13 protein-coding genes are annotated in these 24,603 nt (G+C 34.3%); all 13 read right to left on the minus strand.

Features of this window, described 5'->3' with window-relative positions:
- Positions 1 to 1,007, minus strand: a 1,007-nt coding sequence (nagB, locus tag IW20_RS17925; protein ID WP_035625524.1) for a glucosamine-6-phosphate deaminase, incomplete at its 3' end; no start/stop codon positions are given.
- Positions 1,008 to 1,269: 262 nt separating this feature from the next.
- Positions 1,270 to 2,541 carry an MFS transporter gene (locus IW20_RS17930; RefSeq protein WP_035625527.1) on the minus strand — a complete coding sequence of 424 codons (1,272 nt, stop codon included), beginning with the start codon at positions 2,539 to 2,541 and terminating at the stop codon, positions 1,270 to 1,272.
- A gap of 1 nt (position 2,542) precedes the next feature.
- A complete protein-coding gene (locus tag IW20_RS17935) occupies positions 2,543 to 3,208 on the minus strand; it encodes a bifunctional 4-hydroxy-2-oxoglutarate aldolase/2-dehydro-3-deoxy-phosphogluconate aldolase (protein ID WP_035625530.1) in 666 nt (221 codons plus the stop codon).
- The gene (locus IW20_RS17940) at positions 3,201 to 4,211 is read right to left on the minus strand and encodes a sugar kinase (RefSeq protein ID WP_035625532.1); all 1,011 of its coding nucleotides are present in this window, start codon (positions 4,209 to 4,211) and stop codon (positions 3,201 to 3,203) included. Before IW20_RS17940 ends, IW20_RS17935 begins: the two co-directional genes overlap by 8 nt.
- A 6-nt stretch (positions 4,212 to 4,217) precedes the next feature.
- Positions 4,218 to 5,012 (minus strand): gluconate 5-dehydrogenase, encoded by a 795-nt coding sequence (locus tag IW20_RS17945; RefSeq protein ID WP_035625534.1) that lies wholly within the window; start codon positions 5,010 to 5,012, stop codon positions 4,218 to 4,220.
- A gap of 178 nt (positions 5,013 to 5,190) precedes the next feature.
- The gene (locus IW20_RS17950; protein ID WP_035625536.1) at positions 5,191 to 6,321 is read right to left on the minus strand and encodes a DUF4861 family protein; all 1,131 of its coding nucleotides are present in this window, start codon (positions 6,319 to 6,321) and stop codon (positions 5,191 to 5,193) included.
- Between the two features lie 6 nt (positions 6,322 to 6,327).
- Positions 6,328 to 7,170: a 5-dehydro-4-deoxy-D-glucuronate isomerase gene (gene kduI, locus IW20_RS17955; protein WP_035625537.1), complete on the minus strand. Its 843-nt coding sequence runs from the start codon at positions 7,168 to 7,170 to the stop codon at positions 6,328 to 6,330.
- 54 nt (positions 7,171 to 7,224) lie between these two features.
- Positions 7,225 to 11,286: a hybrid sensor histidine kinase/response regulator transcription factor gene (locus tag IW20_RS17960; protein WP_035625538.1), complete on the minus strand. Its 4,062-nt coding sequence runs from the start codon at positions 11,284 to 11,286 to the stop codon at positions 7,225 to 7,227.
- A 300-nt stretch (positions 11,287 to 11,586) separates the two neighbouring features.
- Positions 11,587 to 12,966 carry a sulfatase family protein gene (locus tag IW20_RS17965; protein WP_035625540.1) on the minus strand — a complete coding sequence of 460 codons (1,380 nt, stop codon included), beginning with the start codon at positions 12,964 to 12,966 and terminating at the stop codon, positions 11,587 to 11,589.
- A 173-nt stretch (positions 12,967 to 13,139) separates the two neighbouring features.
- Complete coding sequence (locus tag IW20_RS17970) at positions 13,140 to 15,026, minus strand: RagB/SusD family nutrient uptake outer membrane protein (RefSeq protein ID WP_035625542.1); 1,887 nt, start codon at positions 15,024 to 15,026, stop codon at positions 13,140 to 13,142.
- Between the two features lie 16 nt (positions 15,027 to 15,042).
- Entirely contained in the window at positions 15,043 to 18,192 is a 3,150-nt protein-coding gene (locus tag IW20_RS17975; protein WP_035625544.1) for a SusC/RagA family TonB-linked outer membrane protein, read from the minus strand.
- Between the two features lie 1,412 nt (positions 18,193 to 19,604).
- A complete protein-coding gene (gene hepC / locus IW20_RS17980; protein WP_035625547.1) occupies positions 19,605 to 21,587 on the minus strand; it encodes a heparin-sulfate lyase HepC in 1,983 nt (660 codons plus the stop codon).
- A 122-nt stretch (positions 21,588 to 21,709) separates the two neighbouring features.
- Positions 21,710 to 24,496 (minus strand): chondroitinase family polysaccharide lyase, encoded by a 2,787-nt coding sequence (locus tag IW20_RS17985; protein WP_035625549.1) that lies wholly within the window; start codon positions 24,494 to 24,496, stop codon positions 21,710 to 21,712.
- Positions 24,497 to 24,603: the final 107 nt, after the last annotated feature.

The following is a 24,603-nucleotide window of genomic DNA, read 5'->3' on the forward strand; positions in this document are numbered from 1 at the left end:
GTATTTTGCAGTTTATTAAATATCTTAATATTGATATCGTAAGCTGGTCCTGAATCGGCCAATAAATCGCTCATTCCGTTTTCGATATAATCAGCATCGGTAAGCATTAAGATTGGTTTCTTTAAATCTAGCGCTAATCCTAAAACAGCTTTACGAGTTAATTTATCTGTCCAAACAATTTTCTCTACTAACCATGGTCTGTTGATTCTTGTTAGTTTTGATGATGCTTCTTTGTCTAAAACAAAAACAACATTATTATGCTCTTGCAAAAATGACGCAGGAATTCTATTGGTAACTTCTCCTTCTACAGATTTTCTTACTACGTCTGCTTTTCCTTCTCCCCAAGCTAATAGAATAACTTGTTTAGCTTCCATTATCTTTTTCACTCCAAGTGTAATGGCTGTTCTTGGCGTATTGTTTAATCCAAAAAAATCTTTACTTGCAGCAACTCTGGTAATGTGGTCTAAGGCTACTAATCTTGTTTTTGAGTTTTGTAACGAACCTGATTCGTTGAATCCGATGTGTCCATTTGCTCCAATTCCTAGAACTTGCAAATCGATTCCGCCTAAAGCTTCTATTTTAGCTTCGTAATCTGCGCAATAATCTGCTATTTGTTCTTTTGTTAAAAGTCCGTCTGGAATATGATAATTTTCAGGTAAAATATCTACTTGATCCATCAATAATTCTTTCATGAATCTTACGTAGCTATTTACTGAATCTGGTTCCATTGGATAGTATTCGTCCAGGTTAAAAGTGATTACGTTTTTAAAACTTAACCCTTCTTCTTTGTGTAAACGTACTAACTCGGCATATAATCCTTTTGGAGATGACCCCGTGGCTAATCCTAGTACACATGATTCGTTTTTCTCTTGTTTTGACTTGATAAGTGCAGCGATTTGCTGCGCAACTGCTTTGGATGCTTCGGTCGAATTCTCAAAAACTACCGTGTCAATATTTTCGAATCGTTTTTCGAAACCAGTTGATTTGTCTATTCTGCTTTTTATCATTTTAAATTTATTTTACCCATTGGGCGTAATTCATTTCAATATTATAGTCCCGATCCTGAAGCACAATGTCATTTAGTTAAGAAAAACAGCTACAATACTGTATCGAATAAATCTCACGCAAAGTCGCCAAGCCGCCAAGTTTACGTTTAAAACCTTTGCGCTTTTGCGTCTTTGCGCGAAAACAATTAACCATAATTAGATTAAAAGAGCTTAACTTAATGACATTATCCGACGCTTCGGAATCGGGTTCCTTTATAAATAGTTATTTTTTAGTACTGGTTAAAAAATGCATTACTATCCAAGCCAATAAATAGGCAGAACCACACATGATAAATATGATATCATATCCTGCAGTAATGTTTCCTAATAGTTTATAATGGTCTAAGATCATACCAATTGCCAAAGGAAAAAGAATACCACCAACCGAGCCTGCCATACCACCAATACCTACAACGGAACTAATATCTTTTTTAGGAAAATAATCAGATACTGTGGTAAAAATATTTGCACTCCAAGCTTGGTGAGCTGCTGCTGCTAAACTAATTAGACCTACTGCAACCCATATGTTTTTGGTAAACTGCGCCAACATAATTGGCAATACACATACAGCGATAAAAAACATGGTAGTTTTACGTGCTCTTTGTACATTCCATCCTTTTTTTATTAGATATGAAGATAAATAACCGCCTCCGATGCTACCAATTGTTGTGGCTGTGTACACAATTACCAAGGGCAAACTTGGCTTTTTTAAATCAAGATTAAAGGTTTCTGAAAAATAAGAGGGCAGCCAAAACAAAAAGAACCACCAAACAGGATCTGTCAATAATTTTCCGAAGATGAATGCCCAAGTTTGTTTTACTTTAAATAAAGCAGTCCATTTTACAGGTAATTCGGTTTCTGAAACTAGCTCGTTATCACTGTGGATATAGCCAAATTCTTCTTTAGATATTTTTTTATGTCGGGCAGGAGTATCATAATATTTCCACCAAAAAATTAACCAAATAAAACCAATAGCACCAGTTATAACAAAAGCTTCTTGCCAACCATAAGCGCCTAAAATAGCAGGAACCATAATAGGAGCAACCACAGCGCCTACATTGGCACCCGAATTAAAAATTCCTGTTGCTAGAGCACGTTCTTTTTTAGGAAACCACTCAGCTACCGATTTTATAGCTGCTGGAAAATTACCTGCTTCGGCTACGCCTAAACCAACTCTTGCTAACCCAAAACCAAAGGTACTTTTTGCAAATGCATGAGCTACAGCAGCAACACTCCAAAAGAAAACAGATACTGAATAGCCTAGTTTAGTTCCGATTTTATCAATCCATCTTCCAAAACCAATAAGTCCGATGGCATAAGCTGCAGAGAAAGCCATAACAATATTACTATAATCTGTTTCTGTCCAATGAAATTCTTTCTCTAATGTGGGTTTTAATAACCCAATTACTTGCCTGTCTATATAATTTATGGTTGTTCCAAAAAACAATAAGGCCAATATACCATATCGAACTCTTTTTTGTGAAGTTATATTCATTTTAAGAATGTTTACAAGATTGAATTAAAATGGTAACTTTTGTGATATATTCGGAAAGGGCTTCAAAATTATTTTCTTCAATTACATTGGTTTTTAATAATTTACTTCCCATCCCTACAGCAGATACACCTGCATCAAACCATGATTTAAGGTTTTGTTCTTCTGGCTCAACTCCGCCAGTAGGCATAAAAAGAAGATCTGGAAAAATATCTTTTATAGATTGTACATAAGATGATCCAACTAAATTTCCTGGGAATATTTTTACCAATCTAGCTCCATATACTTGCGCCTGATGAATCTCGGTAGGGGTTAAGCAACCCGGAATCCAAGCTAAATTATGCTCTAAAACTATTTTTGCAACCTCGGCAGAAACTATAGGACTTACTATGAAATCGGCTCCTAAGTCTATAAATTCTTTAGCTATTTTGGCTGTTTTTACAGTACCAATACCTAGTAATAAATCAGGCATTTCTTGTGAAGCTATCGTCCTTAATGCGGCAAAATTAACTAAGGCATTTTCTCCTCGATTTGTATATTCTATAATACGAATACCAGATTGATATAAAGCTTTTAATATACTTATACTTAAATCTTTACTTTCATGATAATATAAAGGCAACAAACCCGAATTAATGATTTGTTGAATAACTCGTTCTGTCTTATTCATTTTGCTTTATTAACTGTTCGATTTCTTCTACTCTGGATGTTGTGGCGTCCCCTTTTATAAATAACTTTTTGTAGGCTGCTCTTGCGGCAAAATCTATTATTTGCTGTGGTTCTTTTCTGTGCAGTATTCCATAAATAAGCCCAGCCATAAAACAATCACCAGTTCCTACTTTATCTATTGTATTTGTTGCAAGTAAAGTTTCGCTTTTATAACCATTTCCCTTTTGATATAAAGTCCCAAAATAAGTTACACTATCGTTTTTGCTAAAACGGAAAGTATTTGCTACGACGTTACAATTGGGATATTTTGCCAAGATTTCTCTAGAAGTTGCATTTACTTGTTCTACAAAATCAATCTCTTTATCGGATGCTATTAATTCCTGATTAATTGAAATTCCCAGCATTTTTTCTGCCGACCAAATATTTCCCATAATTACATGAGCATATCTAGCTAGTTTAGGCATTACTTCATGAGGTTCTGAGCCATATTTCCAAAGTTTTTCTCTATAATTCAAATCAAGAGAAATGGCAATTCTTTTTTTTGTGGCAACAATTAATGCTTCTTCACAAAGTGCTGCAATATTTGCATTTAAGGCTGGCGATATTGCGGTAAAATGAAACCAAGAAACTCCCTCAAAAACTTCTTCCCAATTTATGCTAGACGGCTGTAGTTCTGAAAAAGAAGAATATTTTCGGTCATAAATTACCCCAGCATTCTTAACGTCTGCACCTTGATTAAGGTAATACGTTCCAATTCTTTCTCCAGATTTTATAACTGTATTTGTATCAACACCCATTTTGTTATAATAGGCAAGAATGGTATCCGACAAAAAATGGTCTGGTAGGGCGGTACAATAGGCTACAGGAACTTTCCATCTTGCCAATGCTAATGCTACATTACTTTCTGCACCACCTATATATGCAGACATATCTTGTTGTTGGGGGAAATTTTCGCCCATGCTATATCGTAAAAGGATTTCCCCAAAACAAAGTACTTTACCCATGATAAATTATGCTTCGTTTGAGGGTTTTCCTATTGTAGCTAGTATTCCACCATCTACATACACGATGTGACCGTTTACAAAATCGCTCGCTTTAGAACTCAAAAATATTGCTGCTCCTTGCAAATCTTCCGGATCTCCCCAACGACCAGCTGGTGTTCTGCCAATTATAAACTCATTAAATGGATGCCCATTTACTCTAATTGGTGCAGTCTGGCTTGTAGCAAAATACCCAGGACCAATTCCGTTTGTTTGTATATTAAACTTAGCCCATTCGGTAGCCATGTTTTTGGTTAACATTTTTAATCCTCCTTTTGCAGAAGCATAAGCACTTACAGAATCTCTACCAAGTTCGCTCATCATAGAGCACATATTTATAATTTTTCCGCCTCCGCGAATGATCATTCCTTTGGCAACATTTTTAGAAACGATAAAAGGCCCTGTTAAATCTACTTTAATTACTGCTTCAAAATCGGCAACTTCCATTTCTATAATTGGAGTTCTTTTGATTATTCCAGCGTTGTTTATTAAAATATCTATAGGCCCAACTTCAGCTTCAATTTTGGTTATTGCTTCAATTACAGCAGCTTCATCGGTAACGTCAAATATATATCCGTAAGCTTCAATCCCTACAGATTTATATTCTGCAACAGCATTATTTACAGCTTCTTGAGAAGAATGGTCGTTAATTACAATTTTTGCTCCAGCATGCCCAAGTCCTTTTGCCATTGCCATTCCCAGACCGTGAACTCCTCCAGTTATAAGTGCTGTTTTTCCAGTTAAATCAAATAAGTTAATTGACATTTTTTCTTTTTTTTAGTTAATAGTAATCTTATGTTATTTTGAATTTTTTATATGATTTTATATAAATTCCTAAACTTTTATTTCGTCAAATAAAGACATGGGTATGGCTGCCAACTCCAATTTAATGGGATGATTAGGTATATTTATCTAAAGTTTTTATTTGAGTATTACAGTAGTCTTATTCTACTTTTATAATTAGTGGATTTTTTATTTGCTGATGAAAATTATCCAAATAAGTAAACCATTGTTTGGCATCGGTAATTTTTCCGGCTTTGTTCCAAGCTGCACCTGTGTAATACACGATAGGTTCGTTATTTGTAACAGTAGTTTTTGCTAATATTTGAGTTTTATCTACCCACATATTTTTAACAGGAGTCGTTAATATCGATCCAACACCAGTTGTGCCGTCTTGACCAAATGTAGGTTCCCAATATCCCATAATACCTTGTTGTTCATTTAATGAAATAACTCCGGCTTCGGGTTTTTTGCTTAAGCCAACTACAACTTCCATAGGTTTATTTCCATCAAAAGTATAGGTGTTTTCTACACGATTAAGTTGTGACCCAGCATCTATAGAAATGATCTTTGTTGCTTTCACTGTTATTCCTCCTGCAATCCAAGTGTCATAAGTTAACTGAAATGTACTGCGCAAAGGACCATTGTCTAATACTAACCATTTACGGTAATTACCTGAATAGCAAATACTATCATTAACATACGGTGCCATGTTTCCTGCGCCCAATGTTGCACCTACATGGTAATAATCCATTCCGTTACCGCTATCTATATGGTAATTTCCAATTTTGTAGCGTTCGTTAATGACCATTTTATCAATTCTTTTTACCCAAACATCAAATCCTGATGCATCTTCTTTTGTGTTTTCTATCGCTTTACCGTAAGCACGAAAGGCTATTTTGTCATTTTCCCAAGCAAAATCATCTTTGCGTTCTGGTACATAACGAGCATACGTTTTTGTCGCAAAAGTTTCTGGTTTTCCTTTTTGAATTATCAGGATAACTGACGCTTTTGCTTTAGCATTAATTTGCACTAAAAGGTTTTGAATAGAGGAAAGTCCGCGATGTTCTAACTGAAAAGGAATTTGTTTTTTTGTAGCCTGATTAATTACAACAAAATTTGTAGTATCTATTTGTGGATAATGAGATAGGATTGTTTCCCATTTTATGGCTATAACAGCTTCTTTTCGTTCTTGAGCAGAATTATTCTGAATCGTAATTGTTGCTTTTGTTTGTGCCAAAATGCCTAAAGGCGAGATAAAAGCAAGACAAAGAAAGAGTTTGATCAATTTCATAATTACTTATTTTAAATCATTAATTGCACAATGATCCATATCTCCATAATCTAGATTTTCTCCAGCCATTCCCCAAATAAATGTGTAATTTGATGTTCCTGATCCTGAATGAATTGACCAATTAGGTGAGATTACAGCTTGCTCATTTTGCATCCAGATATGTCTTGTTTCTTGTGGTTGTCCCATAAAATGGCAAACACTTTGATTTTCGGGTACTTCAAAATAGAAATAAGCTTCCATACGTCGATCATGTGTGTGTGCAGGCATTGTATTCCAAACGCTGCCTGATTTTAGCTCAGTCATTCCCATTTGAACCTGACACGTTTGCACCACACTATTTACAATCAGTTTATTAATGATACGATGATTAGCCGTTTCCATCGATCCTAATTCTACAATTTCAGCATCGGCTTTTGTTACTTTTTTTGATGGATATTTATGGTGAGCAGGAGCAGAGTTTAAATAAAATTTTGCTGGAGAATTAGCATCTACAGATTCAAATATAACTTCTTTGATTCCTTTTCCCAGATATAAAGCTTCTTTAAAATCTATTTCAAAACGCTCTCCATCAGCGATAATAATTCCTTTTCCTCCAACATTTATGATCCCGATTTCTCTTCTTTCCAAAAAATATTCTGCTTTAAAATCAGTCGGATTTGGTAATGCAATTTTTTGGTTTACTGGCATTGCTCCGCCAATAATATATCTGTCGTAATGTGATAAAGTTAGTTTTACCTGATCTGCGCTAAAAATAGTTTCGATTAAAAAATTTTCGCGTAAAGCATCGGTATCCATTTGTTTTGCTTCTTTTGGACTTACTGCAAAACGGCTTTCAAAATTGGAATTCATAATAATTTGGTTTGTTTTGTATTATTGAAATTTCAGTTTTTACACTGTATTTGGTTAAGATTGTTTTTCGTCATTTAGCTTGGCTAAATACTCACTTGGCATACAACCATAATATTGCTTAAATGCTGTTGAGAAATACGAAGGCGAGTTAAAACCACACATATAAGTGATTTGCGCAATGGTATGACGCTTGTTTTGCATGAGTTCGACTGCTTTTTTAAATCGTATTCTTTTTATAAAATCCATAGCAGATTCTCCTGTAATCGCTTTTAATTTTAAATAAAGGTTTGATCGACTCATTCCGATTTCCTTACTGAATTTATCTACTGTAAATTCTGAATCGGCCAAATGTTCTTCGACAATACTTATGGCTTGTTTTAAAAACTCTTCGTCAAGGGCATTAAAAGCAATATTTTCTGGAACCATTTCTTTTCCTGCCGAATAGTATTCTTTTAATCGTTTGCGAGAGCGCAATAGATTTGCAATTTTGGCAGCAAGCAAATTGGGCGAAAATGGTTTTGTGATATAATCATCGGCTCCCATTTCTAATCCTTTTATTTGCTGACTTGTTTCGGTTTTGGCAGTTAAAAGCATTAATGGAATGTGTGATGTATTAATGTTTTGTTTTACACGTTTGCAAAAATGTAATCCGTCTAGTTCTGGCATCATTACATCGCTAATAATAAGGTCAAACTGCTGAATTTCTAATAGTTCGAGCGCCATTTGTCCGTTGTAAGCAACTACAATTTCATACATCTTACCCAAATAATCTTGTAGGTAATCCAGAATTTCTTTGTTATCATCAACGATAAGTAACTTGATGATTTGATTTCCATCGGTAGCTTCGTCTAATAAAATTTCATTTTCTCCCAAAAGGAAATCATCTTCTATAACCAGGTCTTCGTCTGTTACCATAGATAGCTCATATACAGAATCTTCTACACGTAAATCATTTATATATGCTGATTCAGAAATAGGAATTGCAACCGTAAACGCACTTCCTTTTTCCTTAGTACTTTCGGCAGTGATTTCTCCATGATGTAGCTCGACCAATCGTTTGGTAAATGCCAAGCCAACACCCGAACCTAAGTTCATTTCTTTATTATTTACTTGATAAAAACGATCAAATACTTTAGATAAATCGTCTTCGCTTATTCCAACTCCTGTATCTGCGACTTTTATAAATACTTTGTCATTGTCTTTTACTAATTCAACTTTTATGCTTTGACCACTTTGCGTGTATTTAAATGCATTTGAAAGAAGATTAAACAAGATTTTTTCCATTGCATCTTTATCAAAAGAGAATATAAGTTGTGTCTCAGTTGAATGATAGGTGTAATGTATATGATTCTTTTCGGCAAGTGGTTTAAATGATTCAAATATCTCATTTGTAAAACTTACCAAATCGCTTTTGCCTACTTTAAGTTGTCGCGTTCCCATTTCGGTTTTTCTAAACTCAAATAACTGATCGACCAAATTGTATAATCTTTTGGCATTGATAAACATGAGTTCATGTTTCTTTTTGGATGTTTTATCTGCAAATGGTGATTTTAGCAAATCTTCTAGCGGTGCCAAAATCAGCGTTAATGGTGTTCTTAATTCGTGAGATACATTGGTGAAAAAATCCATTTTTACCTGATTAATGTAGCTTACTCTTTCTTTATCAATACGTTCTAGTTTTAATTGCTGTAACGCTTTTATTCGCTCAGTAATCATCCTAAAAGCTATGTATGCTGCTGTACCTATAATTACCAATAACAGTAAATAAAACCATATTGTTTTATACCATGGAGCAAGAATTACAATTTTTAGACTTCTTACAGGACTCATTTCTCCGTTTGGTCCCATTGCTTTTATTTGCAAATTGTATTTTCCTGCTGGCAAATTGCTATAGCTTATTTTTAGCCCATCGGTGCGTTGCCAATCTTTGTCGAGTCCATCCAGTTTATAATAGTAATGCGTACGATTGGCAGATATGTAATTGAACGTATTAAAAAAGATGCTAAATTGCTTGTATTCTGGTCCAATTTCTAGTTCTTCTGCCTGATCAATATGTTGCTCAAGTATATTTGTTTCATCATCTACAGCAACGGTTTTGTTTAAAGCTTCTAGTCCTGTAAAACTAAGTTTTAGCGGAAGCAATTGTTGCTTAATCATTGCTGGATAGAAATAAGAAATCCCTTTTATTCCTCCAAAAAGCAACATTCCATCTTTGGCTTTATAGAATGAATATTCATTAAATTGCTTGTTTTGAAGTCCATCACTTTCGTCAAAAGTTTGTACCGAACCGTTGTCGGGATTAAATTTTATTAATCCGCTATTGGTCGAAATCCATAAATTATTGTCTTCATCTGGAATTATCCCATAAATGGTTCCTTTTATAAAGTCATTTTTTGTTTTTAAACTGATAAAAGATTCCTGATTTTCATCATATAAGCTCAATCCTTCTCTGGTTCCAATCCAGATTCTGTGTTTTTTATCTTCGGTAATACAATTGACAATATCTTCGCTGACTTTTCCGTGTCCGATGTTTCCAAATAAAAGATTATCAGGATAAAATAGGGTAACTCCGTTGGTTGTTCCAATCCAGATTCGATGTTTGCTATCTTCGTAAAGGAAAGTAATATCATCTGATGTTGGGCGTTTTCCCGCTTTATCCAGGTGAATATGTGTAAACGATTTTGTTTCTGGATGGAATTGGTCTAATCCTGATCTTGTTCCTACCCAAATGCGCCCTTTATGATCTTTAAGAATGCTATATACTAAATCGCCCGCAATAGAACTTGGATTGTTTTCGTCGTGGCGAAAGCGTTGCACAAGTCCACTAATTGGGTTCAGTAAATTTAATCCGCCGTTGTGAGTTCCAATTAATACATTGTTGTTATCATCAAAAGCAATAGCTTTTATATTATTAGAACTTAAACTATTCGGATTGTTCTCGCTATTGGAATAATAGCTGATTGTATTGTTGTTTTTGTTCCAATAATTTACTCCTTTGTCGTTGGTTCCAATCCAAAAATTACCTTTTTGATCTTGTTTTATAACTCCAATAACTTCATCGTTTAAAGATGGTTTACCAGAGTTCTGGCTTAGTAAATTAAATTTAATATCGTTTTTATGATAGTAATTTAATCCTCCATAATAAGTTCCTAACCAGATTCCGTTTTGATTATCCTTAAAGAAACAACGCACAGAGTTCTGACTAATCGTGTAAGGTTGCGATATTTGATGGTAATAATTTGTAAAAGAATTTGTCTTAGGATTAAAAATAGTAAGTCCTTTAAAGGTTCCTAGCCAAATATTTCCTTCGGTATCTTTACCTACACATCTTATATTATTGTCGGCTATACTGTTAGTTCCTGAGTTGTGTAGGAGGGAAGTAGCTTGCCCGTTCTGGCTATTATATTGGATTACTCCATATCCTTCTGTAGCTACCCATAATTTTTTTCCATCTACATAAACATCATTAATATAAGGTTTTTTGGCTCCCAGATTAATCTTAACTAATTCGTGTGTATTTGGTTTTAATTTAAAAAGTCCAACATCTGTTCCTAAAATAATTTGTTGTTGCCAAACTCCGATATAGGCTGTTTTTTTTACCTCGTGTGAGGAAGCATTAAATTTTATTGTGGTGAAATTTTCGGCTTCGGGAGTAAGCATAAATACATCTCCTGCTATAGATGTTGCCCAGATTCTATGAGCATTATCTTCTGTAATAGACGATATATACCATTCGCCAAGACTACGAGGAAGTTTATAGTTAACAAAGCTATCTGTATCGTAATTATAAACACTTATTCCTTGGTTTCCTCCAACCCATAATTGCCCTTTATGATCTTTGAACAAGCTTCGGATGTAGTAAGATTGTAAGCTGTTTTTAACTCCTTTTATGGGTCTATATACTTTAAATCCTTTGCTATCATACCGATTTAAACCATCCTGAGTTCCAATCCAGATAAAGCCAAGTTGATCTTGCTGAATCGCAAAAACAGAACTTTGCGATAGGCCTTTATCAACCGAAATATTGCGAAAATATCGGTCTTGCACCTGAGCGTGGCTTTTTATTGCAAAAAGTACAGTGCATAAAAGGGCTATTATAGCAATCTTTTTCGTCATGGTAGTTTAAATAATTCTTGTTTTTTCTTTGTTTCTTTTCTTTGCACTAAAAATATAATATTTTGCCTGATTTCTGAGCTTCAACCTTATGAGTATTGAATAAACTCATTTTAACCATATAAGCTATTTAAGGTATTATAAGTTTGAAAACTTTACTTAAATGTACTTACATAACTTATATGGTTTACTTTTATCTATAACCTAATAAAATCATTTTGACCATATAAGCCATTTAAGAAATTATAAGTTTAAATATTTTACTTAAATCAGCTTACATAACTTATATGTTTACTTTTTTATTTATATTCCTGATACGAAGTTGTCTCCATTAGTTTTACACCAATTTTTTAAATAATTACGCATTTCAATTAGTTTCTTTTTATGTGATTTGTTTACTGCGAGATTGGTTATTTCGCCAGGATCTTTACTTAAATCAAAAAGTTGCTCTTTAATCTCTCCTTTATTGTAAACGATATATTTATAATCTTTGGTAATTACGGCACGACCGCTTATCCCTAATAACTCTTCGTTATCGGCAAAATCAGTTTCTATAACTAATGTATCACGTAAGTTTAGCGCTGGATTCTCAATTTTTTTACTAATGTCAATTCCTTTTAAATAATCAGGTTTTTCTACGCCAGTAAATCCACAAATGGTTGGGATAATATCGATTCCATTACAAACTAACATATCATCGGTGCGAGGTTCCCATTGTCCTATTTTTGAAATGATAAAAGGAACTCTTGAAGCTTCTTCGTATAATATTTGTTTCTGATTCCAACTATGACCCGCATAACCATCACCATGATCTGCTGTAAAAACTATGATGGTGTTTTTTTCCATACCATATTTCTTTAGCGATGCCAATACCATTTCGATATAATTATCTACTTTTTCGACCAGACGATTATAAGCCCAACGATATTGTCGCCATTGATCAGCAGTCCAGTTTACAGTAGGATAGGTGCGGGCGCTTACTTTTTGTTGGTCGCGTACAATTTGTGGTTCGTTATCTGGAATTCTCCAGTTAATCGGCAATGGCGGACACTGATCAACTGGAGGTGTTTTGGCCAATACATCCATTTTTAAATCTTCATCTCTTGCCCATTCGCAAATATCATGTGGATTTAAAAATGAAGCTACTAGCAAGAATGGCGTGTTTTTATTCTCTTTGATAAAGCGAGCACAAAATGATGGTGTAGCGGCATCATTATAATCCTGAAAAGTGGTGTTTTCGATATATTCAAAACCATGCTGGCTCTTTTTGGTGGTAGGAACGGGTAAATGCCATTTGCCTACATAACCGGTTTTATATCCTCCGTTTTGGAATATTTTGCCCATCATTAATAAATCATTTGGCCATTGTCCGTCTTTTTCGGGTGCATTGCCTATAAAACCAGTTTCGTAAGGCATTTTTCCGCTGAAAATTGAAGCGCGCGATGGTGTACACAGGGGTTGTGCACAGTAGGCTTTGGTAAAACGGACTCCGTTTTGCGCTAGTTTATCCATTGCAGGTGTATGCAAATCTTTATTTCCGGCAATACTCATGGCATCAGCAGTTTGCTGATCGGTCATGATGATGAGAATGTTTGGGCGTGTTGCTGTTTGAGCAATACTTATTAATGGAAAAATCATTAATCCAAACACATATAAAAGCAATACGTTTTTTCTAAATTTCATATCTACTTATTATTAATAGATTATTTTCTGTGATCCTTCAAAATCACAAAACGAATTTAATCATCAATGGTTAAAAGGGGTTTTAATTTTGTTTAAAATGATATTAAATTCAATTAAAACCCCATATTTTATGCTTTCAGGCTCTTATTTATGAGCTAGAAATATCCTTTTCCTTAATATTTAGGATTTTGGCGTGTAATACTTTTATTTACATCAGTTTCGTTTTGTGGGAAAGGATATAACTCATGTTTACCACTTACGAAGTTGGCAACAGAAGGATAAAAATAGGTTGTACGAATTAGTTTTACTGCTGTACTTGTTTCGGCTATTTTATCTGCCAATATTCCCCATCGTATTAAATCGGCTCTACGCATCCCTTCATTACTAAGTTCCCAAGCTCTTTCTTGTTGTAATGCTTTAAGAAAATCTGCTTTGCTTAATCCTGTTTTAAGGTTCATTTCGGCAGTTGTTGCTTTTGGTAAAACTCTTGCCACAGCTGTTGCTCCCGAACCATTTCCGTCTACACTGGTAATGGTTACAATAGGCTCAGATGTATATCCATCTCCTGAACGCAACATCGCAATTGTACCAATACCACCGCTTGCAAGTGTAACTACAGCTGCTGCTGCATCGGTACCACCGCCACCAGTAATTTTTATTAATACATTGGCTGCCGATTTATATCCTGTTCCTTTGTCTTTTATATCAATAGCAATTCGGCTACCTTGAACATCAGCTCCAAAAGCTCTTTTTCGTACCTGATTAATAGCATCATAAGCGATAGCATTTGGTCCTTCGTTTAATTCATTTTCAACTTCGGCACGCATTAATAACAGGTCTGAATAACGCATGATTACCCAATTTATGTGTGTGTAAACTCTTTCCTGAGTTGAGTTAGTCTGAAATTCTCTGCTCCATTTAGCAGCTGTCCAGCTTTCGTCTTGTTTTGTAGTCAAAAGTGCTACTTTATTCCCAAGTGCGTTAACAGTATATGTTGCGATAGAAAAATCTCGTCGTTGATCTCCTTCTGTAAAACTATTATAAAATGGTTTTGGTACTAAACACCTGCCTATACTTGTAGGATAAACTCCGTTTGATGTTAATGCTCCATTAAAATAACCAACCCAAGATCCGTTTTCTTTTGCTCCAGCTGAATTAAAAAACGCTACCTGAAATATATTTTCAGTAGGTTCTAAAACGTGTTGACATTGGTTTTTAAAAACTTTAGAATACGATGGGTTTAATTTATATGGATTTTGCGCCATAACATCATTGATTTCCTTTTGTGCTAATTGGTAATATTCTTTGTAATTAGCTGGACGTTTCATCGTTCCGTCTGCGCTTAAAGAATATCCTCCTGCAAACAAAGCTACTCTGGCAAGCATAGATTTTGCAGCCCATTTATTGATGCGTTCATTTACAGGCGTTTGCTCTGGCAATACAAGTGCAGCTTCTTGCATATCTTTTATAATTTGAGCATATATTTCGTAACGATCTATAAGTGCTCCTTTAAGATTATCTCCTGCTTGCGAGCTTTTTGTTTTAAAAGGAACATCGCCCCATAAACGCACTAACTCTGAATAGTAAAAACCACGCAAAAATTTAGCCTCACCAATCATTCTGTTTAGTTGGTCTTTTTCTGCTTGAGTTCCATTTGTATATAATGCCATGTTAGGAATTCTCTCAATGACTACATTTGCTCTATCAACTCCTTCATATAATTTACTCCATACGAGGTAGAATGTGTTTGTTTGCGAAATTCCCTGATAGTGTGCTACTGTACGCCAATCATCAGAACCTATTCCGCTTAGTTGACCAATATCTGTATCGGCATCAAAAGTTAAAGATATATTCCAACCATAACTATCTACAGACGACATGGATTCGTAAACTCCTAATGTTGCCATATTGACTTCATTAATATTAGTAAAAAAATTAGCAGTTGTAAAGTAGGAGTAAGGGGTTACTTCTAGTTCTTTTTCGCAAGAATTAAGTGGTAATAGTAGGCAAGTTATCCCAGCTATTACAATTGTTCTAAAGGAAAATATATGTTTTTTCATTTTAATAAACTTTAAATTATAGTGAGATATTTAAACCTGTAAGAAAGGATTTGCTTCTTGGATAAGCACTAAAATCGACTCCTCTTGTTATGGCGCTATTCATAACACTTACCTCTGGATCATACCCTGAATATTTGGTAAATACGTACACATTATTTGCCGTAAAATAAATTCTCAAGTTTGAAATTTTGGTAGAACTCAACCATTTTTTAGGAAAAGTATATCCTAAACTAATATTGTTGATTCTTAAGAATGAACCATCTTCAATAATATCACTATACAAACGTCCTGTGGCATTTCCATTAAATGCTGGGTTGGTTTTTCCGGAGTTAATAGCTGCAAGTTCATCTGGGTTAGTTATACGTTGTCCGCTAGAATTAATAGTTGTCCATCTGTCGGCGTATACTGCAAACGTGTTTAGGTTTTCCTGATTAAGTCTTGAATTATTAAGCATATTTGCATTATAAATATCATTACCTACAGAGAAATCTAAAAATATACTAAGATCTAGTCCTTTGTAACTAAATGTATTGTTTAATCCTCCTGTATATTTAGGATTAGAATCTCCTATTGCAGTTCTGTCTAGATCATTAATTACACCATCTGGCACTCCGTTTGGCCCGCTAATGTCTTTAAATTTTATAAATCCTGGTTGTACTACAACATTATCAGCAACCACACCAGATTTTAAAGTATAAGTATTAAGTGCTGGGTTATAATCGAAATCGCTTACCTGATACAAACCATCTCTTACATATCCGTACATAACTCCAACTGGTCTTCCTACTTCTAGTATATAGTCGTTTGCATTAGTGTAACTACTTGTTATTAAAGAGTTCTCGCCTTCGCTTAATGCAAGAACTTTTGTTTTATTAAATGCGATATTAAAACTTGTATTCCAATTAAAATTGGCATTTCTTACGTTTACAGTATTTAATGTAAATTCTAAACCACGGTTAGAAGTTGCCCCGATATTCTGAAACTGTTTCTTGAAACCTGAACTTGCTGGTACACGTGTGTTATAAAGTAAATCTTTAGAACGGTTTTCGTACACCTCGGTTGTAAGTGAGATGCGTTGTTTAAAAAATCCTAAATCCAAACCTATGTTAGTCGATTTTGTAGCTTCCCATTTTAATAGTGGGTTTGGAATATTATTTTGATACGCCGTAATATTTGTTTGATTGTTAATAGGGTAGGATCCTGCATTAAAAATACCTAACGCTGCATAATTTGCAATTCTGTTATTTCCTGCTTCACCATAACTTACACGAAGTTTTAAATCTGAAAATTCAGGTATGCTTCTCATAAAACCTTCTTCGATAATTCTCCATGCAGCAGATACTGAAGGGAAATATCCCCATCGGTTATCAGCACCAAATTTTGAAGATCCATCGGCTCTGATACTTGCTGCAAACAAATACTTATTTTTGAATGCATAACTTGTCTTCCCAAAAAAGGATAACATTTTGTCATCTTCGGCAAATGTTGATGGGATTCCCGCAATTGTACCTAATTGTAATTTATCCCAACCTAAATTAACATCAGAGAAAACACTTGCTGTTGCAGTAATTCCTTCAGAATAGTTATAAATATATTCTTGTCCTGCTGTAACATCAAACTTATGGTTTTTGGCAAAAGTATTGCTGTATGTAAGGACATTGTTATAGTTTAAGCGGTTAGATGTGTTATATGTAACTCCGCCATTAGGACCACCGCTTCTTATTGCCTGAATACCTCTGGCATCGTTAAAATATTTATTATTATTGTTATTATCTGTATAACTAACCAATCCGCGGTATATTAACTTAGGTGTAATATTATACTGAAGTTGAAAACTCATATTAAGAGATTTATTAATCGCCTCTCTTTTCTGACTATCAATTGTAATTGATGGACTCTGAAATATTGGTGAATCCTGATTGTCTAATGGATCTACCGTAAGTGTTTTAAGATCTTCGTCTGATCCATTTTTCCCAATTGTAGGGCGATATTGTAGTAATGTTTGTAACATACTTAATCTTGCATTTCCTCCTTCGCCTGTATCTAATCCTGTTATTTTTTGGTTAGAATAGTTTACAATCGCGCTTACAGTTACTTTTTTGTTTACATTATGAGTTACTGCCAATTTTGCGATATTTTTTACAGATTCGCTTCCAAGCATAATTCCCTGATCATTATTTACAGAATAAAAAGCATTGAAGTTGGTTTCGTTTCCGCCTCCGCTAAAACTTATTTTGTGGTATTGTGTTTCTACAGCATTTCCGAAGATTTCGTCTTGCCAGTTTATACCCGGTCTGCTTTCGTAAAGCGATGCTAATTCATCAAATGTTCCGTAATTGGTTGTGAATTTCTGCAATTTAGTATCGTCTGTTGCACCTTCATACATTAACTGAACATACTCATACGGATTCATCACTTTAAGTTTTTTGGCTATTGTTTTGATTCCTGCATAGGTATCATAACCTATTGTAAGTTTTCCGCCTTTTGGTTTTTTAGTCGTTACAAGTACAACTCCGTTTGCACCCTGAGCTCCATAAATAGAAGTAGAGGAGGCGTCTTTTAATACATCTACCGATTCTATATCTGTTGGATCAAGAAAACCCAATCCGCCCGTTTGTGCCACTCCATCTACAACATACAAAGGTTCGTTACTTTGTGTAATAGATGTTCCACCTCTTATTCGTAACGAAGGTTCTGATCCTGGTGTTCCATCGGCCATTGTAACCTGCATACCAGCTACACGACCTTGCAAAGCTTGCGCAACGTTTTGTACTGGCATTTTTGCAATTTCTTCTCCTTTTACAGATGATATTGCTCCAGTAAGATTTTTTCTTGATTTTGTTCCGTAACCTACAACAACTACTTCGTCTAGATTATTAGTATCATCAGCTAATTTTGTATTTATAGTTGTTCGGTTTTTAACCTGTACCTCATTCGTTTTTGTTCCCATAAAAGTAAATACCAATGTAGCGTCTGGTTTTACTTTAATTTGGTATTCACCATCCATTGATGTAACGGTGCTATTTTTAGTTCCCTTTTCGTAAACTGTTGCTCCAGGCAATGGCAATTGTTGGCTATCAGTTACAACTCCCTTTACAGTTATATTCTGCCCATACGTAACTTTGCAAGCTAGAAGCAGCAAAAATAAAAATATAGTCCTTTTCATATTTTTCGTTTAAACTGGAATAAGTTTTACCCTCTTATTTCCTAATTGATATTATTTAAATTGATATTCAGTTTTGATTTATACTTTTTGTTATTTCTCAAAAGATATTCATCAAATAATTTTTCGTGAGCGTTATAGAAACTCTAAATTAGTTTTTATCATAAGTTGGTTTTAGTGGTTAGTTGATGTGGTTATTTTTTATCAATTATTAAATTGTTATCGGTTTAAGGAATTATAACAATTTGTTAACTGGGAGAAAAACGCAGGGAAGTTTTGTGCTTGTGTAATAAAAACTGAGGCGTAGTGGTTTGTTCATTTTGTGGTTATTTAAATTTGATTTTGGTTTAACAAAAACAAATATATACATCAAGGATACATCAATGTTTTGAATACGTCCAAAATACTATTGAATTTGATTAATACGCCCTTTAAACCTAGCAAAACCAAGAAAATACTTAAATTATTCTGGTTGCTTTTTTTGAATAAAACACCGCTATTACTGGACAATTTTGAGATAGAAAGTAGGGGAGAATGGTTAAATAAAAATCAATGAAATGTTAAGTTTATTTTACCCAAAAAAGGAATTAAGTACTACTTTTATTGCAATTTTAACTGAGAATTTGATATTACATTTCTAATATTTATATGGGATTGATTTTTTTAATTCTCTTTAATAATAAATAATTCAAAATTTTAAATAAGCTTGATTGGGAATGGGTGTTTTTTGATGAAATGTCTATAAATGGGATGCGGATTAAACTTATTTTCATGTAAAATTATTCTGTTTTGTTCGCCAATTTTTAAAGCCAATCTTGTCTTCCTGACGAGGGAAGGATCTCCGCGAGTAACTCGATTGTCTATAATAAAACACAATGCAATGTCAATAAATGGAACGCGGATAAAACGGATTTTTTGAATAATAAAATATTGTTTTCTTGCTCCAGCGGAGCATTATGTTTATAGCATACAATTACGTTATCCCTATAAAAGCTCCATTGGAGCGACATATATCCTAATCTTTTTATTGCCAAATATGTCACCCCGATGGGGTTCCTTTTGGGAATGATCAAATTTCTATAAACATGGCGTCCCTCTGGGACATGTTCTGCATAAAAAACCGTTTTGTTTGCTCATTTTTAACGACAATTGACACCATCATATTTTAACCATAGCACATGGTTTCAATCGTGTGACAGGGATTAGATTTCGATAATATATTGCGTTCCAACGGTTAAAACCGTTGGCTATGTTTATAGCGTGTTATTTATGCTTGTAATTTATTGTCTAGCTAGGGTTGGCATATTCATCAAATCATTTAGATGGTTTAAACTCATTTTCAAACATAAAAAAAACGCCTAAAAATTACTTTTTAGACGTTTTACAATATAACCACTTTGCTTATTTAGAGTCTTTTAATCATTTAAACTCGTTTTTATATCGCTTTTTTTACCATCAATTGTAATCGTTAGGTTGATGTTTCCTTTTTCAAAATCATTACCTGTGTTTGGTTTAATGCTGATTTCTGGGGCTTTGTCGCCATCATAAGGATATACAACACTTATAAATTGTTGTGTTTTATCATCATTCTTAGGTTTTTCGAAAGCAAAAGCAGGTCTAGCAGTTTCTTTTGCGTAAGAGTAAGATACTTTTCCTTCTTCTTCGGTTAGTGTAACTTTATCACTATTTAATGATTTAATTAATAAGTTGTTGCCATCTGTATATGTAGTATATACGCTATTATTAGCTTTATCATAAACAGGTTTACTATCTTCTTTTAACTGAAAATGTACGCCTAAATTTCCTGTAGCTTTACCAATTGCTTTATCAATTATTATAAAATATTTTTCGTTGATAAAAAGTACACTACGTTGGTGGTTTAAATTTGTATAACTAGGATTTGTATAGGTTAGAATATCCAAATTTTTGCTTGTTTTCCACTTATTTTGTTCTGCTTTGGTAATTATCATATTCTGATTATCCAATGTAAGTGTACTGTGAACTCTTGTTTGGCGGTACCAGTTTCTCATTTTGGTAACTTCGGCATCACCGCTGTAAATATAGCAGCCACTATCTGGTGTAAAATTGCGTCCTTTTACCCAAAGTTCAAATGTTCCGTTATCTGGTTGTGCATGAAACTCTGCAGCTGGTCCAGCTTTTAAAACTAGTATTGTAGCTTTATTATCCCATCCGTTTCTAAAGCTGTAAAAACCTCCATTTGGGAATGCATTCGATAAATAATTAGGTAATTTTCCCGATGCTCCTTCTGTTGCGTAATATTCTATAAGTCCGTCTTGTGGGAACATTTTTGACCAACTTGCAAATTGTTTGATTCTTGTTTTTTTGTCAACAACCCAAGTATCACCAAACATAGGACAGTTATAGTCAGGAAAAGAAATATTGGCTGTAACATAAATCATCTTTTCGATTGTTTTTATATATGATTCTGGAAACTCTTTTTCTACGCCCGCCATTTTAGCAGCATTATATGCTTTCGTAAAAATTTCGATACAACCTACATGATACGTAGGAGAAAGTTCCCATTGCACACCATCGGCAAGTACTTGTAATTTTATTTCGCGGTTCAGGATTTCGATACCGCTTTTGCGCCATTGTTCCGCTTGTTTAAATTCAGGAAAAAAAGCTCCTGCGCCTAATACACGTTGCGCTTCAAACAATAAATGATTTCCTTCTTTGCTGTAATGTTCCGGAATGTATGCTGTTTGTTTATTAAAGCTATTTAAGAATTCCATCAAGAATGCTGGAGTAAAATTTGGTGAAACTACGAATAAATTAAACGTTCCCGGAAAGCTTTGTATACGCTCAGAAACTTCTAACGGACGCCAAGCTATACCATCGTTTTCTTTAGATCTTCCTAAATAATTCTTCTTTTCCCAATCGCGAAACTGAAAAACCCATTCTTTGGCATATTTCTCATCTCCGCTCACGCGATAGGCCATTCCCATAGCTTGCCACCACGTTACACGGTGCAATTGCCAGCGAATTTCATTGTCTTTTATAGGCCAATAATCCCAATCGATGTCTTTGCCAAAGTCAAAATAGCCATATCCTTTATGTGGCTGAAATTTATGTAATAATGCATTGTCAGCTTTTTCTTGATTGGCTTTTCCAATATCTTTTCCTCTAAAACGGGCTTCGTCACCAACATTAAAATCGGGATGTTTGATGTTTTTACGATTGCGATAATAGGTAAGTAATTCTTTGGCTGCATCATCATATTTGGCTTCTGCAAAAAGTTTATTTACTTTTTCTAAACCAGGATAGGCTAGGTTAATGTTATCGAAACTTGCCTTGGTAATAGGTGTTTCTTGTGCATTGGTTAAACAAACGGTCATTAGCATAAAAAATAATGCTGCTGTTCTTTTTAAATTTATCATTTGGTTTTAATTAAATAGATTTAATTTTTGTACTAATTAAGAAGCTATTTATATTGATATTTCATGTCAAAAATAGCTTCTTAATGTCTTTATTTATTCATTATGTTGGTTAATATTTTTATTTATTGTTTTATCAGTTTTACTGTCTTTTTATTCTTACCCTGATGTATTTCGGCAAAGTATATTCCTGAATCCCAATCATTACCTAATGTAATTGTTTGATCATAATTTGTTTTTAAAGTCTTTATTTTTCTTCCTAAAACATCAAATATATATACGTTAATATCTTGTCTAGAATCTCCTTTTACATTTATCTTAAAGTCAGTTTGTGATGGGTTAGGAGCAACAATAACTTTTAATCCGTTTGTATCTTGTTCAGTATTTGGATTGTAAATTCCTAAGGTTGGGCTAACTAACTCTGTTTGTATCGTTAAGCCATTAATAGTATTAAAACTAATATCGGTATTAGCGCCATTAATTGTGGTAGTTATATTGTTTGTAGGCGAAGATAAAATCCAATTGCCCTTAATTGTAAGTGTAACAACATCGGTTTGAGCTTCTCTATTTAATATTGAATTCTGACCACTAATCTGACTCCATTTATATGTTTCGGTAGGAGTTAATAATCCCAAATTAGGATTGGTAAGGCTTACTTTTAATTTATTTCCGCCATCTACTTTTTGAGTCATTACCACGGCTGGTTTGTTTACACTTACCACTGCATCATAAGCAAATACATTTGCTGGGTTAAAAATAACATAGCTAAATATGGCGTCTGGTACATACTCTACAATGTGCGCCTGACTGTTTTGGTGGTAAATTTTAAAATATGAAGCAAAATTATTAGCCAATTGTTGTGTAGCCGTTTGACCTCCTTGCATTACGATTGCATACTGAAATTTTCCTGCTGTTGGAGCAATACCATGATTAATATATGCTGTTGCAAAATTGCCTGTCGTATTAACTGTATTGGCATTATTACGAGAGTTTTGCACTGATCTGTTAACTGTAATAGCTTCGGTATTGCTAGAATTTGCAGGGATTACATACCCATTACCAATGGCATCGGTTGCCCAAAAACCACCACCAGTTTGTGTAGTTGTAAAACTAGTTCCTGTGGCTAAATTTCCATTTACGTAAGTAGGAGTGTTGGTATCTGCCAAAGCTGTTTGAAACAAAGTAGTATGAACAGGAAAAGTTCCGTTTGTATCTTTAATATTAGAACCTAAGCAAAGTATCATATCCTTAAAAAAGAAATTAGATTTTAAAGCCGTCATTCCTGTTGCGGAGTTAAAGTCTTTGTAATCCATACCAAAAACTCCATTATTATCAAGAGATGCGTGTGCTAGAAAAGATTTCCCGTTCATTTCTCTCATCGTACCTGTTCCGAGTGTACTTAACGGAAGGTAAGCGACTGTGGTTCCAGGTACGTGCGACCAATCCCAACCGTTTTCTGTATAACCATTGGAACTGCGAGTAACTGGATTTCCTGTTGTAAGTAACTCCAAAGCTCCTGCAGAGGTGTATCTTCCAAAAACATTCTCGGTACTTGAATTCTCGAAATGCCAAATATGTTTGCTTGTTCCTTTTGCACTTACCTGAAATCCGTTATACTTATGAACGCTTAATCCTGCATACGGAAAATTAAATTGTCCTTCGGTTATTTCGGGAAGAGGTGTAAGGCCTGAGTTTAAAGTTTGCAAAATATCCATTACACCACTTGGGGTATAAACCATGGTAATAGATAAGGCATTTTGTCTAAGCAAAGCAGTATTAGCAGTTGTAGAAAGATTCCAAAGGCGTATAAATTCTCTTCCAGCCTCTTGATTATTAGCAGGATCTGTTACGTATAAAAATGCCAAAGCAGGTCTTAAATCGTTTAACGCATCAGTATTGGTAGGGAATCTTCCTGCAAGTCCTAAAGGCATTTCGAAACCTTTACTAAATTTGCTATAGTTTAAAATGGCCTTTTTTAAATTGCTTTGTGCCTCCGTATTTAGTTCATACCCCGTATTTTTGAGCATCATATTCATGATAGAAGATTGCTGTAAAGCCTCTACACCATAAGTATTGGCATACGCTCCTCTGTGATGATAGGTAATGAAATCAGGTTTAATACAATCGTTCCAACCATTGCTAATTTTTAAGGCATTATTAATGAATCTTTTAAGAAAATCCATATTGGCAAGTTTAGAATTCTCTGAATCGTCTTGAGCCAAAACATAACAAAGACGTTGTTGAACTGACGAACGAATTACATCTGAATTATAACCTGGATTGGTAAAATTGAAATATTGAAATTCTGGCGCTATAAAGGCTGTAAGTGCGTTAAGCGCTCCCATATGATGTGTAAATTCTCCTGCGGCAATTAGTTCTTCTTTCATCAAAAAGATAGCTGTTGCATATCCCGAAGATCGCAAGCATACGCCATGACCACTGGTAATAACTTCTTCGGTAGCGGGGATAGACAGGTAATCAAAATCGGTTGTGCTACTTATTCCTTTTGCTTTCATATAATTAAAAAGACTCAGAATCATATCTCTAAGTACAGGATTATGATAGTCAGGATTAGGAGTTCCAACAGATCCTTTTAACTGATATAAAAATACAAGTCTAATTAACTTTTGCTCTACAAGTACCTGATACGCATTTTGGTCTGCACTTACCGTGAAATTCCAAACGGGTCCAGGACTAGCAAAATTATACGCAGTTAGGTTTTTGGCAGCAATTCCGTTGCTTAAGAATCGACTGTATCTTTCATTAACTTCTGCTTTAGAATAATCCAGATTTTCTCCTGTGAGCCAATTTATATATTTAGTCTTAATGTTGTTTACATCGCTCATTTGACCATACGAAAAGTTGAATACTATGGCAATTAGCCATCCAGATAAAAGTAATTTTTTACGCATAAGATTATTTTTTAAATAGATTCATTTATTATTTTCTGTATTCTTAGCTATTCATCTGTTATCAACTTAACGCATCAGACACATCAAAATAGTTTACTTAAAAAGGT

It is taken from the genome of Flavobacterium hydatis (assembly GCF_000737695.1).
GTDB lineage: Bacteria > Bacteroidota > Bacteroidia > Flavobacteriales > Flavobacteriaceae > Flavobacterium > Flavobacterium hydatis.